We start from the raw sequence: 15,050 nt of genomic DNA on the forward strand, positions 1-15,050 counted from the left end.
GGGTGAAGTGCCGGTCACCAGTCGTGGACGGTGCCATCAGCCAGTCGGTTGTAAGGCAGGTAGGCCTGCTCGTAGGGGTACTTTCCTGCTTCGTCGACGTCGAGTTCGACGCCGAGGCCCGGTGCGTCACCCGGGTGCAGCAGCCCGTCCTGCCAGGAGAACGACTGCCGGAACACCTGATCCGTGCGCGCGCCGTGCCGCATGTACTCCTGGATGCCGAAGTTGTGGATGCTGAGCCCGAGATGCATCGCGGCTGCCATGCCGACCGGAGAGATGTCGGTCGGACCGTGCATGCCGGACTTGATCTGGTACTGCGCCGCGTACTCGAGCGTCTTCTTGAGCGCCGTGATGCCGCCCATGTGCGTGACGGCGCCGCGGACGTAGTCGATCAGCTGCTCGCGGATCAGGTCCTTGAAGTCCCAGACCGTGTTGAAGATCTCGCCGATCGCGAGCGGCGTCGTGGTGTGCTGACGCACCAGGCGCAGCGCCTCCTGGTTCTCCGCCGGTGTGCAGTCCTCGAGCCAGAACAGGTCGTATGGCTCCAGGTCCTTGCCCAGGCGCGCGGCCTGGATCGGGGTCATCCGGTGGTGACCGTCGTGCAGCAGCGGGATCTCGGGTCCGAACTCGTTGCGCACCGCTTCGAAGACCCCGGGCAGGTGCCGCAGGTACGCCCGCGTGTCCCAGTCCTCCTCGACGGGCTTCGCCCCTCGTCGCGCCGGTTCGTGGTCGTACCTGGCCTCACCGCCGAACGTGTCGGCCGCCTGCGAGGCGATGCCGTAGATCGCCTTGAGCCCCGGGACACCGGTCTGGATGCGGATGGCGCGGTATCCCTGCTCCAGATGCGAGCGCACGGAGTCGAACAGCTCAGGCAGCTCCTTGCCAGAGGCGTGCCCGTACGCGAGCAGCCCCCGCCGGGACGCACCGCCGAGCAGCTGGTACAGCGGCATGCCCGCGGCCTTCGCCTTGATATCCCACAGTGCCATGTCCACGGCGGCGATCGCCGCCATCGTGACCGGGCCGCGGCGCCAGTACGCCGAGCGGTACAGGAACTGCCAAGTGTCCTCGATGCGGTGCGCGTCCCGTCCGACCAGCAGCGGCACGACGTGCTCGGTCAGGTACGCGACGACGGCGAGCTCGCGGCCGTTCAGGGTCGCATCGCCCAGACCGGTCAGGCCGTCGTCCGTCGTGAGCTTGAGCGTCACGAAGTTCCGATCGGGGCTCGTGACGATCACCTCTGCCCTGTCGATGATCATGCGTGCACTCCCTTCAGCTCGGCGATCGCGCCGATCAGCTCGTGGCGGACGTCGTCGTCCAGGTCGAAGCGGTCGACGACCGCATCAGCGTCGTGGCCCTCCACCGCGGCCCAGGCGGCGAGCGCGCGGAGCTCGCCGTGTCCGGCGTCCAGGCCCACGGCCAGGCGCGCCCGGATGACGGGCACGACCCGGAGTGCGAGCTTGATCTCGGCATCCGTCGCGATCTGGCGCAGCGCGTGCCGGATGCGGGCGTTCTCGAACCGCGCGGTGATGACCGTTCGCTGTCCGTCGAGGTCGGCCGAGTCGAACGGCAGCACCTCCGCGGCATCGTCCCAGAGGTCGGCGAGCGCCGTCCGGCAGTGCGCATCGGTCATGGCATCGGCGACGGTCGCATGGCCGCGCAGTCGACCCAGGCTCGCGAGCAGCGTGTGCCCGGCGTTGAGCAGCCACAGCTTGCGCCGCTCGTAGGGTTCGATGTCGTCGACGAACTCGGCGCCGGCGAGTTCCCATGCAGGCCGCCCGGCGGGGAAGTCGCCGCACAGGATCCAGGATGCCGCCGGTTCCGTGACGATCGCACACGGGTCATCCGTGACCGCGATCGGCAGCGCGTCGGCGGCCGCCGGTGTGATGCGGTCGACGACGGATGACACGAAAGAAACGTTGTCGTCGATCCATGCCGCGAGATCTGCGTCGGCGGTCCGGGTGACGAGTGCGCCGAGGAGCGCACCGTTGCCGTCCAGGTTGTCGCAGCTGACGATCGCGACGGGCCCGGCCCCCGCGTCCCGCCGCGCGCGCAGACCGTCGACGATGCGCGCGATCGCCGTGCCGTCGGCGTGGTACCCCGCTTCGGTGATCGTCACGGTGAGCACCGCGACCGTCGCCATCGCCTGGCGCCAGGCTCCGGCATCCGCTCCGTCGTGGGCGGCGACGATCGACGAGATGCGCTCGACCGCGTCGGACTCCGGGCCGCGGACGACCAGATCGTACGCGCAGCCCTGCGCCGCGAGCGCGACCGCGGCGTCCGGCGTCCGGCCGGTGAAGGCCGCGATCCCCCACTGCTCGCCGCCGGACCGGTTCACGACCTCCGTGTACCAGGCCTGGTGCGCACGGTGGAACGCCCCGAGGCCCAGGTGGGCGATCCGGACGGGCGCGCGGTCGGGTGCGGTCATACCGCGGGGACCTCGATGACGGGGACTTCGAGCACCAGGTCGTCGTACTCTCCCGCGATGACGTCGTCGATGCGCACCTTGCGGCCGAGCACGGCCGAGACGTAGACGGCCCGGACAGCGGCGAGCGCGAGCAGCGCCTGCTCGACGGTCAGCAGCGGTTCGCGGCCGCCGTCGATCGCGTCCAGCAGGTCGAAGTACTGCCGGACGTGGCCGTAGCTGAACTGAGTGGCGTCGACGCCGGCCGGCGGCTCGACGGAGTAGCGATCCGCCTGGTTGCCCCCGCCGCCGTATGCGCCGGTGGCGCCATCGGCGTCCTTCGAGAGGTGGATGTACTGCAGGGCGTCGCCGTCGATGACGGCCGAGCCGTCGGATCCGAGCACCTGGAGGCGCACCGGCAGGCCCGGGTACCCCGCGGTCGTCGCATGCAGCACGGCCAGTGCACCGCTGTCGAACGTCAGCGTGGCGACGGCGGTGTCCTCGACCTCGACACCCTCATGGGCGAGCAGGGCGATGTCGGCCGACACCGTCACCGGGCGACCGAGGAACCACAGCAGCAGGTCGACGGTGTGCACGCCCTGGTTCATGAGGGCGCCGCCCCCGTCGAGCGCCCACGTGCCGCGCCAGTCGCCCGAGTCGTAGTAGTCCTGCGACCGCCACCACGGGACGGTCGCGACGCCGGAGGTCACGCGGCCGAAGGCGCCGTCGGCGATCGCGGAGTGCACGATCTGACTCGACGGGTCGAAGCGGTGCTGACTGATGACGCTGCACACCTGGCCGCGCGCCGCTGCCGCTGCGGCGGCGTCCGCCAGACGGCGGGCACGGATGAGGTCGACGTCGAGCGGCTTCTCGATCAGGACGTGCGCGCCGGCCTCCAGTGCGACGACGGCCTGCTCGACGTGGAGGCCGGAAGGCGTCGCGACGACGACGAGCTGGGGAGGCTCGGCGGCGACGAGCTCCTGCACGGTCGCGTGGACCGCGGGGCGGACGCCGGTGCGCTCCTCGACGACGTCGGCGAGCGCGTCGGCCCGTTCGAGGGAGACGTCGACGAGTGCTGTGAGGGCGAGGCGGTCGGCGAGCTGCAGGACGGCGTCGACGTGCGTGCGTCCGATGACGCCGCAGCCGATGATGGCGGTGGACAGGGTGCTCATGCGAGTTTCACTCCAGCGTTGTCGGTGAGGGTGCGGAAGGCGCGGGCGGCGCGACCGAACGGGTGCGCACCGCTGAATCCGCCGAGGGCGTTCTGGTCGGCGAGGTGGGGTTCGAGGGAGGCGAAGCCGGTGAAGCCGCGATCGCGCAGTGCCTCGATCGTCTCGACGAGTTCGCCGTCGCCCTCTCCGGCCGGCACGACCTCGCCGGTGTCGAGACGCGCGTCCTTGACCTGCAGGTACTCGATGTACTCGGCGAGCTGGGCGAACCCGTCGGTGACGGGTCGGACGCCGACCTGCACGAAGTTCGCGTTGTCCCATGCCAGTCGCAGCGCCGGCGAGTCGACGGTGCGGACGATGTCGAGCACGCGCTCCGGGGTGTCGCCGTAGATGTGCTTCTCGTTCTCGTGCACGAGGGTCACGCCGGCGGACGCCGCCCGTTCGGCGAAGCGGCCGAGCCGATCCATCACCTCGTCGCGCATGCGCTCGACCGGCTCGCCCTCCGGCTGCCAGAACGAGAACATCCGGATGTAGCGCGACTCGAGGACGTCGGCGGCGCGCAGGGCGTTGTCGAGGCGCGTGAGCTCGACGTCGATCGGACCTGCGAGGTCGCTCTTGCCGATGGGCGAGGCGATGGCGGAGACGCCCATCCCCTCGGCCCTGATCGCCGCGGCGAGCTCGCCCAACCGTTCCCGGTCGAGGTCGACGATGTTGGTGTCCCATGCCGATCGCACCTCGATGTGACGGGCGCCGAGCGCGAGCAGAACAGCGCACTGGATCCTCGGTTCGGGGTGGATCTCATCTCCGAATCCGGAGAGCGTCCAGGTGGGCTGGGCGGTCGTCGGTGACATCGCATTCCTTCGTCGGGTTCAGGTCGGCGATCACCACGGTAGCGATGCGGCAACCCTTTGACAAGCGTTTGCCAAAATTTTGCCACAGACCCGTTCGAATGGATATGCTCACCGCATGACCGACACCGACGCCACCGCCGGACCCGCGGCGCGCCCTGCCGGTCGTGCCGCGACGATCACGGACGTCGCCCGCCTCGCCGGGGTCGCGGCGTCGACCGTGTCACGCGCTCTGAGCAATCCGGACCGCGTCAACGCGGTCACCCGCCAGCGCATCGAGGAGGCGGCGGCAGAGCTCGCCTACGTCCCCAGCTCGCAGGCCCGATCGTTGGCGTCCGGACGCACCGGCACGGTGGCGCTGCTGGTCCCCGACATCGCGAACCCGTTCTATTTCGACCTGATCCGCGGCTCGCAGCGTCAACTGCGCGCAGCCGGCTACACTCAGCTGCTCGTGGACACCGAGGAGTCCCGCGAGGTCGAGGCCGACACGCTCGAGATCATGCGCAAGTCGGCGGACGGCGTGATCCTCGCGGCATCCCGTCTGGACGAGGAGCAGCTCATCGCGGCAGCCGCCCGGCAGCCGCTGGTCACCGTCAACCGCGACCTCCCCGACGTGCCCAGCGTGCTCATCGACACCCCGACCGGCGTCCGGCAGGCGCTCACCCACCTGCATTCACTCGGTCACCGGCGCATCGCGTACGTGGCCGGTCCCGCCGGATCCTGGTCGAGCGCCCGGCGCTGGGAGGCGCTGCAGGATGCCGCGGCTGAGCTCGAGGTGGACCTGACGTTCCTCGGACCGTGGGCCCCCAACGCCGCCGCCGGCGCGACGGCGGCCGACAGCGTCGCCTCGCGCGATGTGACGGCCTGCATCGTGTTCAACGACCTGCTCGCGATCGGGATGCTCAAACGGCTCGCGCAGCGCGGCATCCGCGTTCCCGAGGATCTGTCGATCGTCGGCACGGACGACATCTTCGGATCGGACTTCTGCCACCCTCCGCTGACGACCGTCTCGGCGCCGATCGAGGAGGCCGGCCGGGTCGCGGTGACCATGCTGCTGAGCCGACTGTCGCAGGGCGGCACTCCACGGCTGCGAACCGTCCTGCCCACCTATCTGCGCACCCGCGAGAGCAGCGGTCCTGCGCCGTCGAACGAAGAGGATGCCCTGTGAGACTCGCCCCCTCCCCTGATCGGCTCCTGCCGGCGGATCCCACGACGCGTGCGATCGCCCGCACGCTGTACGAGAGCGTCAGCGACGCGCCCATCCTGTCGCCGCACGGACACGTCGACGCGGCGCTGCTCAGGGACGACCTGTCGTTCACGGACCCGGCGGATCTGCTCATCGTCCCCGACCACTACGTGCTGCGCCTGCTGCATGCGCACGGCATCGGCCTGGACGCTCTGGGGCGCGGCTCCGCGGGTGTCGAGCCGCGCGAGATCTGGCGCCGCTTCGCGTCGCACTGGCACGTGTTCGCCGGCACACCGGTGCGTGCGTGGTTCGAGGACACGCTGCACTCCGTGATCGGATTGGACGAGCATCCGTCGGCGACGAACGCGGACGCCCAGTTCGACGCGATCTCGGCCTGGATCGCGGATGCCGCATCCCGCCCCCGCGCGCTCTTCGACCGCTTCGGGATCGAGGTGCTGGCCACGACGGACGACCCCGCCGACGCTCTGGAAGCCCACGCCGCCCTGCGCGACGATGCGACGTTCACCGGCCGCGTGCTGCCGACGTTCCGCCCGGATCGCTACTTCGATCCCTCAGCGGCGGGGTGGCCGGGCGCGCTCGAGCAGCTCCATGCCGCCAGCGGCATCGACACCGGCACGGCGTCGGGCCTCATCGCCGCGCTCGAGAACCGGCGTGCGCACTTCCGCGCGCTGGGCGCCACGGCGACCGATACCGGAGTCGTGGATGCCTGGGCGACGCGTCTCACCCCCGGAGGGCTGGAGCGCATCCACCGCGCGGGCCTCGTCGGTGCGGCGACGCCGGATGACGCCACCGCGTACCGCCGTCACATGCTGTGGGAGATGGCCCGGATGTCCAGCGAGGACGGCCTCGTCATGCAACTGCACCCCGGGGTGCTCCGCGGCCATCACCGCCCGACGACCGAACGGTACGGGCCCGACACCGGGCACGACCTGCCGCTGTTCACCCGGTACACCGAGCCGTTGCGTGAGCTGCTCGGCGATTTCGGGACGAACGAGACGTTCCGGATGGTGCTGTTCACCGTCGATGAGACGTCGTTCACCAGGGAGATCGCCCCCCTGGCCGGCTTCTACCCCTCGGTGTTCGCCGGGGCGCCGTGGTGGTTCCTGGACAGCCCGGACGGCATCCGCCGCTTCCGGGAGGGCGTCACCGATTCGGCCGGGTTCTACAAGACCAGCGGCTTCATCGACGACACGCGCGCGTATCTGTCGATCCCTGCGCGCCACGACGTCTCGCGCCGCATGGATGCCGGATGGCTGGCGACGCTCGTCGTCACCGGCCGTCTCGACGAGGAGGAGGCGCACACGATCGCGCACGACCTCGTCGATGCCATCCCGCGGAGCGTGTTCCGGCTCTGACCGTCAGCACGGCCGACCTCGTCGATGTCCGGGTTCATGCGGGTCTTCAGCACAGCGACCCTCCGTAAGTCGGACATGTGGTCCGAGGATGTCCTGGTTCGTGCGGGTCCACCGCGGCCGCACCCGCGCGAACCCGGACATGCCTGTACTGTCAGCCGGCGTGGCGCGCGATCTTGTGGAACATGTCCTCCAGGAGGAACCGGACGTCGACGCTCTCGACCACGAGGATCTCGGTCGCCGGATCCCCGAGCTCATAGTGCCCATCGGCGGTGAACCGCACTCGCGGCTGTCGGCGCATCGCCGCGCAACCGGGTTCGAGCATGAGTGCGATGGCCGGTGAGTCCCCGAGCGAGCGGGACTCGATCGCGGTGCGGTGGTGCGCGCTGTTGAAATCGACGACCTGCTGCGCCAGGTAGCGTCCCAGCTCGCCGTGGGGTTCGACGCGCGCCTCCAGCTCCGCGTAGGAGACGTTGACCTGGCGATAGATGTTCGAGGGCACCTGCCACACCCGGATGCCGGAGTCGAGCACCACGTTCGCCGAGGCGATGTCGTTCTTGAGGTTGAACTCGGGCCAGGAGCCGACGGAGACGATGTCTCCGTACGGCGGTCCGCCGATCCAGATCACCGTGGTGTCGGTGCCCGCGATGTCCGGCGCGAGCAGCAGCGCAGTGGCCATGTCCGTCAGCGGCCCCAGGAACGCGATGTACAACGGCCCGGCGTCGGTCCTCCGAGCCTCCTCGATGATGAGGCGCGCGCCGGGGCTGTCGACCGGAGTGCGCTCATCCGGGAGCGCGTGCGGTGCACCGTCTGCGGTCGGCACCGGGTGATCGAGTGCCAGCAGACGCAGCAGCAGCTCGAGCTCCTCGCGGGACTCCGCGAGCGATTCGGTCGTGCGGTGCGTTCCGAAGTGCGCGGGGATGATGCCGCGGATGTCCAGCGTCGGCGACAGCAGCGCATGAACCAGCGCGAACTGGTCGTCCGCCTCGTTCTTCACGTCGGAATCGATGATGACGCGGCGCGTCCGGTGATCGTCGTTGATCATGCTTCTCTCCCGTCAGCCCGCTCGTTCGGCCAGCAGTCGCTGGGTCGCGGTGGCCATGTGCACGGCCATGGCGGATGCTGCGGCATCCCCGTCTCCGGCCTTCACACCGGCCAGCACCGCCTCGTGCTCGGCCGTGGCCCGCTCGGCGTGCGCGCGGTCATGGACGGCACGGTCGGCGTAGACCTGCAGCAGGGAGCGGATCACGTGCAGGTGGTCGGTGAGCGTCGCGTTGCGCGCGGCCTCGGCGAGCGCGTGATGGAAGTCGAGGTCGGCTTTGGCGAACGCGCCGAGGTCGTCGATCGTGGCGTGCATGCGGGCGACGTCCTTCTCGAGACGCGCGATCATCGCGGCATCCGCTCTGGTCGCGGCCAGTCGTGCCACGAAGATCTCCAGCCCTTCGCGCAGCTCCAGCAGCTGCGCGGTGTTGCGCTCTCCGATCAGCAGCCCCCAGCGCAAGGTCTGCGGCAGAAGCTCGCTGGCCGCGCCGCGGAGGTAGGTGCCGGAGCCCGGGCGCACGTCGACGATGCCCAGGATCTCGAGCGCGGCGAGCGCCTCACGCACCGCCGAGCGTCCGACGCCGAGCGTCGTCGCAAGCTGCCGCTCGGGGGGCAGGCGCGTGCCGGGCGCGATCGATCCGCCCGTGAACAGATCGAGCAGACGGCGAGCGACTTCGGACACCGGTGTCCCGGACGGGAGCGCGCCGAGCGCGGCGGCGATGTCGTCGACGGGATCTCCGGGAAAGGCGGGCATGGCAGTAACCTACCGGGCAGATGCCCGATCGGTCACCATTCCGGTCAACCGGTTCGGGCGTGAGACAAGGAGAAGCACCGATGACGACCCCTCTCGAGGATGCCGGCATCCTCGCTCCGGACGCCGCACTCGAGCGCGTGCACACCGGATCGGTCTGGGCCGAAGGGCCGCTCTGGGTCCCGGGTCGCGCCCGTCTGCGCTGGAGCGACATCCCGAACGACTGCATCCGCGAATACGATCCGGCGACCGGCGAGACGACCGTCTACGCGCAGGGAGTGGAGTTCACGAACGGACGGACGCTCGATCACGACGGCAGTGTGCTGCAGTGCTCGCACGGCCGTCGTCGGGTCGAGCGCGACACCGACGGCGTCGTCGAGAACATCGTCGATTCGTGGAACGGCGTTCGTCTGAACTCCCCCAACGACATCGTCGTCGACGCGACCGGGACGATCTGGTTCACCGACCCCGCGTACGGGATCACCCAGCCGCGCGAGGGGCACCCGGGCGTCCGCGAGTACGGCGACCATTTCGTCTTCCGCCACGACCCGGCCACCGGACGCACCAGCCCGGTCATCACCGACATCGAGCAGCCGAACGGGCTGGCGTTCTCCCGCGACGGCCGGACCTTGTTCGTCGCCGACTCCTCCGATCTCCGCGACATCCGGGCGTACGACGTCCAGGACGGCACGCGTTGCAAGAACGGCCGCGTCTTCGCGGTCCTGGATGCCGAGGACGGCCACCCCGACGGCATCCGCATCGATGTGCACGACAGGCTCTTCTCGTCCAGCGCGACGGGGGTCATCGTGTTCGACCCCGACGGCGTCGAGGTCGGCCGGATCCCCGTGCCGGAGACCGTCGCGAACCTCTGCTTCGGCGGCCGGGACGGCACCGATCTGTACATCACCGCGACGACGAGCTTGTACCGGATCCCGACGCTCACGCGCGGCTGAGCCTCCCCGAAACAGGATCGATTCTGGAAACGGCTTGCAATTGGTCAACCGGTTTGCCAAAATAAGGAAACCAGTCCCGCGCATCATCGTCGATTCCAGGAGTCATCGTGGACAACACCCAGACCGAGAGCTCGGTCGCGAAATCCGCCATCCGGAAGGTTTCCGTACGGCTCGTTCCCTTCGTCGCGTTGATGTTCTTCATCAACTACCTCGACCGCACGGCCATCGGCTTCGCCGCCCCGAACGGCATGAACGACGATCTCGCGCTCAGCGCGGCTCAGTTCGGCTTCGCCTCCGGCGTCTTCTTCATCGGCTACATCATCCTCGAGGTGCCCTCGAACATCGCGCTGCACAAGTTCGGCGCCCGTCGCTGGCTCGCCCGCATCATGGTGAGCTGGGGCATCGTCGCCCTGCTGTTCACCTGGGTGCAGAACTTCGAACAGCTCGTCGTCCTCCGATTCCTGCTCGGTGTCGCCGAGGCCGGGTTCTTCCCCGGCGCGATCCTCTTCCTCAGCCTCTGGGTGCCCGCGCAGTACCGCGGACGCATCCTGATGCTGTTCTACCTGGCACAGCCCCTGACGACGGTGATCGGCGCCCCGCTGGCAGGCGCGCTCATCCAGCAGCACGGCATCTTCTTCGGCCTCGAGGGCTGGCGCTTCATGTTCCTGGGTGTCGCCATCCCCGCGATCGTGGTCGGGATCATCGCCTGGTTCTACCTCAAGGACAAGCCGGCCGACGCGAAGTGGCTGACCCGCGACGAGCAGATCTGGCTCACGGATGCCCTCGAGACCGAGCGCAAGAAGACCGAGTCCACCGAGAAGCACGTCTCGGTCCGTTTCGCCTTCGGCAGCGGCCGGGTCTGGATGCTGTCCTTCATCTACTTCGGCTTCATCTACGGCCTCTACGCGCTGGCATTCTTCCTGCCGACCATCATCGAAGGCTTCCAGGAGCAGTCCGGCGTGACATACGACGTCTTCCAGAAGGGTCTGATCACCGCGGTCCCGTATCTGCCGGCCGCGATCGTGATGTACTTCTGGTCGCGCGACGCCGGCAAGCGCGGTCTGAAGACCTGGCACATCGCCGCCCCGGCGATCGCGGGTGCGATCTCGATCCCGCTCGCGCTGTTCGCCGGCTCGCCCGTCGCGACGATGGCAGTGATCACGGTCACGGCGTGCGCAATCTTCGCCGCTCTGCCGAACTTCTGGACGCTGCCGACGCAGTTCCTCACCGGCGTCGCCGCCGCTGCTGGCGTCGCACTGATCAACACGATCGGCAACCTCGCCGGCTTCAGCGCGCCGTACCTCACCGGCGCCGTGCACGACTGGACCGGAGGCTACGAAGTGCCGATGTTCATCGTCGGAGGCTTCATGCTCGTCTCGGCGATCCTGATGATCGTGCTCGCCCGCAGCGGCCGCATCCGCACGGCGGACGCACCGGATGCCGCGATCACCGCGGAGACCACCCGATGACCCGGCTGTGGAACGACCCTGAGGATTTCGCCGACGAGATGATCGACGGCTTCGTCGCCGCGAACGCGCGCTCCGTGCGCCGCGTGACCGGCGGTGTGGTCCGTTCGACCGTCGTTCCCGACGGACAGGTGGCGGTCGTGATCGGCGGCGGCTCCGGACACTACCCCGCCTTCGGTGGAATGGTCGGTCAGGGACTGGCGCACGGTGCAGCCATGGGCAACCTGTTCGCCTCACCGTCGGCGCAGCAGATCCATGCCGTCGCGAAGGCGGCGGAGCGCGGCGCCGGAGTGTTCTTCTCGTACGGCAACTACGCGGGCGACGTGCTGAACTTCGACGCGGCGCAGGAGCGCCTGCGCGCCGAGGGCATCGAGGTGTCGACGGTCGCCGTGACCGACGACATCTCGAGTGCGTCCACTGCGGAGAAGCACAAGCGCCGTGGCATCGCCGGCGACCTCACCGTCTTCCGTGTCGCGGCTGCGTCTGCCGAACGCGGCGACGATCTCGCCACCGTGACGGCGATCGCTGCGAAGGCCAACGAGCGCACGCGTTCGTTCGGCGTCGCGTTCACCGGCTGCACGCTGCCCGGCGCACCGTCGCCGCTGTTCACGGTGCCCGCAGGCCGCATGGCGGTCGGTCTCGGCATCCACGGCGAGCAGGGGATCGACGAGACCGACGTCCCGACAGCGGACGAGCTGGCCGCGCTCCTCGTCGACAGGCTCCTGGCCGAGGTGCCCGACGGCATCGAGGTCGCCGGCGCCAGGGTCATCCCGATCCTCAACGGCCTCGGATCCCTCAAGTACGAGGAGATGTTCGTCGTCTACCGGCGCATCGCGCAGTTGCTCACGGATGCCGGGATCGTGATCGTCGACCCGCACGTCGGCGAGTACTGCACCTCGTTCGACATGGCGGGTACCTCACTCACGCTGTTCTGGCTGGACGACGAGCTCGAGCGGCTCTGGGAGGCTCCCGTCGACGCCCCGGCGTATCGCCGAGGCTCAGTCGCGACCACAGCCCAGGCGGATGCGATCGACGTCGCGGCCGTCGAGGACGCCATCGCCCCCGGCGACGCCGACTCGCAGGAGGTCGCACAGGTCGTGCGCGCCGCCCTGCAGACGATCGTCGACACGATCGACGAGCACGCCGACGAACTGGGCCGGATCGACGCGATCGCCGGCGACGGCGACCACGGCATCGGCATGCGCCGAGGGTCGCACGCTGCTCTCGCCGCCGGCATCCAGGCGGCCGAAGCCGGCGCAGGCGCCAGGACGACGCTCGCCCGTGCCGCCGACGCCTGGTCCGACAGGGCCGGCGGAACCTCTGGCGTGCTGTGGGGCGTCATCCTCAACGCCGTCGCCGATCGTCTGGGCGACGCCGGTCGTCCAGACGCGCAGGCGGTGGCGTCCGGCATCGCCGACGGCGCACGAGGTGTGCAGAGCCACGGTAGGGCCGAGGTCGGCGACAAGACCATGGTCGATGCCCTCGTGCCGTTCGCGAGCGAGCTGACCACGGCAGCGGACGGCGGCGCTTTCCTCGCCGATGCCTGGACGACGGCCGCGGATGCCGCGACCAGGGCGGCCGCGGCCACCGCCGACCTGCTCCCCCGCATGGGGCGCGCCCGCAGCCACGGCGAGCACGCCATCGGCACCCCGGATCCCGGCGCGATCTCGCTCGCGCTGATCGCCACCGCCATCGGCGAGCTTCTCGCCTCCCGAAAGGACACCGCCTCGTGACCGATTCCCTCCGCATCGTCATCGGCTGCGACGACGCCGGTTTCGACTACAAGGAGATCCTGAAGAAGGACCTCGAGAACAACCCCGGCGTCGCGTCCGTCGTCGACGTGGGTGTGGATGCCGATGGCCACACCGTGTACCCGCGCATCGCGATCGAGGCCGCCGAGCGCGTCGCGCGCGGCGAAGCCGACCGAGCGCTGCTGATCTGCGGCACGGGCCTGGGCGTCGCGATCGCGGCGAACAAGGTCCCCGGCATCCGTGCGGTCACGGCGCACGACTCCTTCTCGGTCGAGCGGGCCGTACTGTCGAACAACGCGCAGGTGCTCTGCATGGGTCAGCGCGTCGTCGGGATCGAGCTCGCCCGCCGCAACGTGCGCGAGTGGCTGACCTACCGGTTCGATGCGACCAGCGCGTCCGCCGAGAAGGTCGCGGTCATCGACGAGTACGAGACCACCGGGAGCTGCTGATGCCGAAGCGGATCGCGAGCGCCCGATGATCGGCCTCGGCACCTACGCCTACTTCTGGCAGCACTCCGACCGCGTCGACGAGCCGCTCGACCTGATCGGTGCCCTGGAGGACACCAGGGCTCAGGGCGTCGACCTGTTCCAGATCTGCGACTACGCGCCACTCGAGCGGATGTCCGACGCCGAGCTGCACGATGCCGCCCGAGCAGCCCGCGAGCTCGGCATCCGGATCGAGCTGGGCACCAAGGGGATCGTCCCCGAGCACCTGACGCGCTTCCTCCGTATCGCGTCGGTCTTCGACGCTCGACTGATCCGCAGCATGATCCACGGCCCGGACTCCCGCCCGAGTCTCGCCGAGGCGCAGGTGTGGCTGCGCAGCAGCATCCGCGATTTCCAGGCCGCAGACGTGACCCTCGCGCTGGAGACCTACGAGCAGGTGCCGACCGCCGATCTCATAGGCGTCGTCGAGAGCGTCGGCAGCGCGCATCTGGGCATCTGCCTGGACCCGGCGAACGTGGTCGCGCAGCTGGAGAACCCGAAGTCGTGCGTCGAGCAGACCGCAGCCCTCACCGCGAACGTGCACGTCAAGGACTTCGCCTTCGCCCGTCAACCGGGCTGGGTGGGGTTCACCTATTCCGGTGCCGCGATGGGCGCAGGGCTCCACGACTACGCGCATCTGCTCGAGACCGTGCGGCCGCGCGAACGGGGCATCAACGAGATCGTCGAGCACTGGCTGCCCTGGCAGGACGACGCACAGACCACCATCCGAACCGAGCGGGAATGGACCCGCATCACCCTGGAACACCTGAGGAGCACATCATGAGCCACAAGATCGCCGTCATCGGAGCGGGCGGGAAGATGGGCATGCGCGTGTCCGACAACCTCGCGAAGACCGACCACACCGTCTGGTACGTCGAGAACTCGCCGGCCGGCCAGCAGCGCACGATCGACGCAGGACGCGAGCTGACCGAGGCGTCCGTCGCGGTCGCCGATGCCGATATCGTCGTGCTCGCCGTGCCGGATCTGGCGCTCGGCCCGGTCACCGCCGACCTGGTCCCGCAACTCCGTGACGGCGCGATCGTGCTGACGCTCGACCCCGCCGCCGCCTACGCGGGTCTGCTGACCACGCGCGAAGACGTCATCCAGGCCGTCGCGCACCCATGCCACCCGTCGATCTTCCTGCAGCGCGAGACCCCCGAGCAGTGGGCGGACACGTTCGGCGGCATCGCCGCACCGCAGGACGCCATCGCCGCCGTCGAGAGCGACGACCCGGCGAAGAAGGCGATCGTCGAGGAGACCGTCCGCGCCATCTACGCGCCGGTCATCGACGTGCACTGGGTCACGATCAAGCAGCTCGCCCAGCTCGAGCCGACCCTTGTCGAGACGGTCGCGTGCATGATCGGCGACCTCCTCAACGAGGCCCTTCAGGAGACCATCCACACGATGGGGGTCCCGGAGGCGGCTGCCCGCAGCATCCTGTACGGACACACGCAGGTCGCTCTGGCCAACGGGCTTCGCGGCGACAACCCCTTCTCGGACGCGTGCCTGATCGCGATGGACTACGGCCGCGAGAGCATCATCAAGGACGACTGGAAGAAGATCTTCCGCGACGACGAGCTCGACCGCAACCTCGCCCGCATGCTGCACCTCGACCACATCGAGCGCTGA

The 15,050-nt window shown here is 69.5% G+C and carries 15 protein-coding genes; 8 read left to right on the forward strand and 7 right to left on the reverse strand.

What is annotated here, in order from left to right; translation table 11 throughout:
- Nucleotides 1–14: 14 nt before the first annotated feature.
- Genes manD through OED01_RS13295 form a run of 4 tightly spaced genes read right to left on the reverse strand, consistent with a single transcriptional unit; the run spans nucleotide 15 to nucleotide 4,418 of the window.
- A complete protein-coding gene (manD, locus tag OED01_RS13280) occupies nucleotides 15–1,253 on the reverse strand; it encodes a D-mannonate dehydratase ManD (protein WP_264155758.1) in 1,239 nt (412 codons plus the stop codon).
- Complete coding sequence (locus OED01_RS13285) at nucleotides 1,250–2,422, reverse strand: mannitol dehydrogenase family protein (RefSeq protein ID WP_264155759.1); 1,173 nt, start codon at nucleotides 2,420–2,422, stop codon at nucleotides 1,250–1,252. The genes manD and OED01_RS13285 overlap by 4 nt, the downstream gene beginning before the upstream one ends.
- Entirely contained in the window at nucleotides 2,419–3,570 is a 1,152-nt protein-coding gene (locus tag OED01_RS13290) for a Gfo/Idh/MocA family protein (RefSeq protein ID WP_264155760.1), read from the reverse strand. The genes OED01_RS13285 and OED01_RS13290 overlap by 4 nt, the downstream gene beginning before the upstream one ends.
- Nucleotides 3,567–4,418 carry a sugar phosphate isomerase/epimerase family protein gene (locus OED01_RS13295; RefSeq protein ID WP_264155761.1) on the reverse strand — a complete coding sequence of 284 codons (852 nt, stop codon included), beginning with the start codon at nucleotides 4,416–4,418 and terminating at the stop codon, nucleotides 3,567–3,569. Before OED01_RS13295 ends, OED01_RS13290 begins: the two co-directional genes overlap by 4 nt.
- A gap of 115 nt (nucleotides 4,419–4,533) precedes the next feature.
- Here OED01_RS13295 and OED01_RS13300 point away from each other — a divergent pair, with 115 nt between their 5' ends.
- Nucleotides 4,534–5,583 carry a LacI family DNA-binding transcriptional regulator gene (locus tag OED01_RS13300; RefSeq protein WP_264155762.1) on the forward strand — a complete coding sequence of 350 codons (1,050 nt, stop codon included), beginning with the start codon at nucleotides 4,534–4,536 and terminating at the stop codon, nucleotides 5,581–5,583.
- Nucleotides 5,580–6,977 carry a glucuronate isomerase gene (gene uxaC / locus OED01_RS13305; protein WP_264155763.1) on the forward strand — a complete coding sequence of 466 codons (1,398 nt, stop codon included), beginning with the start codon at nucleotides 5,580–5,582 and terminating at the stop codon, nucleotides 6,975–6,977. The genes OED01_RS13300 and uxaC overlap by 4 nt, the downstream gene beginning before the upstream one ends.
- 151 nt (nucleotides 6,978–7,128) lie before the next feature.
- On the opposite strand, the gene OED01_RS13310 is transcribed toward uxaC, so the two are convergent.
- Both OED01_RS13310 and OED01_RS13315 read right to left on the reverse strand, forming a co-directional pair.
- Complete coding sequence (locus OED01_RS13310; RefSeq protein ID WP_264155764.1) at nucleotides 7,129–8,019, reverse strand: nucleoside hydrolase; 891 nt, start codon at nucleotides 8,017–8,019, stop codon at nucleotides 7,129–7,131.
- 12 nt (nucleotides 8,020–8,031) lie between these two features.
- The gene (locus OED01_RS13315; RefSeq protein WP_264155765.1) at nucleotides 8,032–8,769 is read right to left on the reverse strand and encodes a FadR/GntR family transcriptional regulator; all 738 of its coding nucleotides are present in this window, start codon (nucleotides 8,767–8,769) and stop codon (nucleotides 8,032–8,034) included.
- An 80-nt stretch (nucleotides 8,770–8,849) separates the two neighbouring features.
- Between OED01_RS13315 and OED01_RS13320 the strand changes: the two genes are divergently transcribed.
- Nucleotides 8,850–9,719 (forward strand): SMP-30/gluconolactonase/LRE family protein, encoded by an 870-nt coding sequence (locus tag OED01_RS13320; protein WP_264155766.1) that lies wholly within the window; start codon nucleotides 8,850–8,852, stop codon nucleotides 9,717–9,719.
- Here the strand turns inward: OED01_RS13320 and OED01_RS13325 are convergent.
- Entirely contained in the window at nucleotides 9,706–9,921 is a 216-nt protein-coding gene (locus OED01_RS13325; RefSeq protein ID WP_264158002.1) for a hypothetical protein, read from the reverse strand. The genes OED01_RS13320 and OED01_RS13325 overlap by 14 nt on opposite strands.
- Here OED01_RS13325 and OED01_RS13330 point away from each other — a divergent pair.
- From OED01_RS13330 to OED01_RS13350, 5 genes are read left to right on the forward strand one after another with little or no spacing between them, the layout of a single operon-like run.
- Complete coding sequence (locus tag OED01_RS13330) at nucleotides 9,911–11,188, forward strand: MFS transporter (RefSeq protein ID WP_413231587.1); 1,278 nt, start codon at nucleotides 9,911–9,913, stop codon at nucleotides 11,186–11,188. The two genes, OED01_RS13325 and OED01_RS13330, sit on opposite strands and share 11 nt — an antisense overlap.
- Nucleotides 11,185–12,918 carry a dihydroxyacetone kinase family protein gene (locus OED01_RS13335; protein WP_264155768.1) on the forward strand — a complete coding sequence of 578 codons (1,734 nt, stop codon included), beginning with the start codon at nucleotides 11,185–11,187 and terminating at the stop codon, nucleotides 12,916–12,918. Before OED01_RS13330 ends, OED01_RS13335 begins: the two co-directional genes overlap by 4 nt.
- Nucleotides 12,915–13,385, forward strand: a complete 471-nt coding sequence (locus OED01_RS13340) for a ribose-5-phosphate isomerase (RefSeq protein ID WP_264155769.1) — start codon at nucleotides 12,915–12,917, stop codon at nucleotides 13,383–13,385. Before OED01_RS13335 ends, OED01_RS13340 begins: the two co-directional genes overlap by 4 nt.
- A gap of 25 nt (nucleotides 13,386–13,410) precedes the next feature.
- Nucleotides 13,411–14,205, forward strand: a complete 795-nt coding sequence (locus OED01_RS13345; protein WP_264155770.1) for a sugar phosphate isomerase/epimerase family protein — start codon at nucleotides 13,411–13,413, stop codon at nucleotides 14,203–14,205.
- On the forward strand, nucleotides 14,202–15,050 hold the full coding sequence (locus tag OED01_RS13350; RefSeq protein ID WP_264155771.1) for a phosphogluconate dehydrogenase C-terminal domain-containing protein: 849 nt from the start codon (nucleotides 14,202–14,204) through the stop codon (nucleotides 15,048–15,050). Before OED01_RS13345 ends, OED01_RS13350 begins: the two co-directional genes overlap by 4 nt.

The organism is Microbacterium sp. M28, from assembly GCF_025836995.1.
GTDB lineage: Bacteria > Actinomycetota > Actinomycetes > Actinomycetales > Microbacteriaceae > Microbacterium.

Excerpts from the sequence above, each read along its gene's own strand:
- manD (WP_264155758.1), bottom strand. The coding sequence starts at position 1,253 with ATGATCATCGACAGGGCAGAGGTGATCGTCACGAGCCCCGATCGGAAC.
- OED01_RS13300 (WP_264155762.1), top strand. The coding sequence starts at position 4,534 with ATGACCGACACCGACGCCACCGCCGGACCCGCGGCGCGCCCTGCCGGT.
- OED01_RS13290 (WP_264155760.1), bottom strand. The coding sequence starts at position 3,570 with ATGAGCACCCTGTCCACCGCCATCATCGGCTGCGGCGTCATCGGACGC.
- OED01_RS13335 (WP_264155768.1), top strand. The coding sequence starts at position 11,185 with ATGACCCGGCTGTGGAACGACCCTGAGGATTTCGCCGACGAGATGATC.
- OED01_RS13345 (WP_264155770.1), top strand. The coding sequence starts at position 13,411 with ATGATCGGCCTCGGCACCTACGCCTACTTCTGGCAGCACTCCGACCGC.
- OED01_RS13350 (WP_264155771.1), top strand. The coding sequence starts at position 14,202 with ATGAGCCACAAGATCGCCGTCATCGGAGCGGGCGGGAAGATGGGCATG.
- OED01_RS13320 (WP_264155766.1), top strand. The coding sequence starts at position 8,850 with ATGACGACCCCTCTCGAGGATGCCGGCATCCTCGCTCCGGACGCCGCA.
- OED01_RS13315 (WP_264155765.1), bottom strand. The coding sequence starts at position 8,769 with ATGCCCGCCTTTCCCGGAGATCCCGTCGACGACATCGCCGCCGCGCTC.
- OED01_RS13325 (WP_264158002.1), bottom strand. The coding sequence starts at position 9,921 with ATGAAGAACATCAACGCGACGAAGGGAACGAGCCGTACGGAAACCTTC.
- OED01_RS13330 (WP_413231587.1), top strand. The coding sequence starts at position 9,911 with ATGTTCTTCATCAACTACCTCGACCGCACGGCCATCGGCTTCGCCGCC.
- OED01_RS13285 (WP_264155759.1), bottom strand. The coding sequence starts at position 2,422 with ATGACCGCACCCGACCGCGCGCCCGTCCGGATCGCCCACCTGGGCCTC.
- OED01_RS13310 (WP_264155764.1), bottom strand. The coding sequence starts at position 8,019 with ATGATCAACGACGATCACCGGACGCGCCGCGTCATCATCGATTCCGAC.
- OED01_RS13295 (WP_264155761.1), bottom strand. The coding sequence starts at position 4,418 with ATGTCACCGACGACCGCCCAGCCCACCTGGACGCTCTCCGGATTCGGA.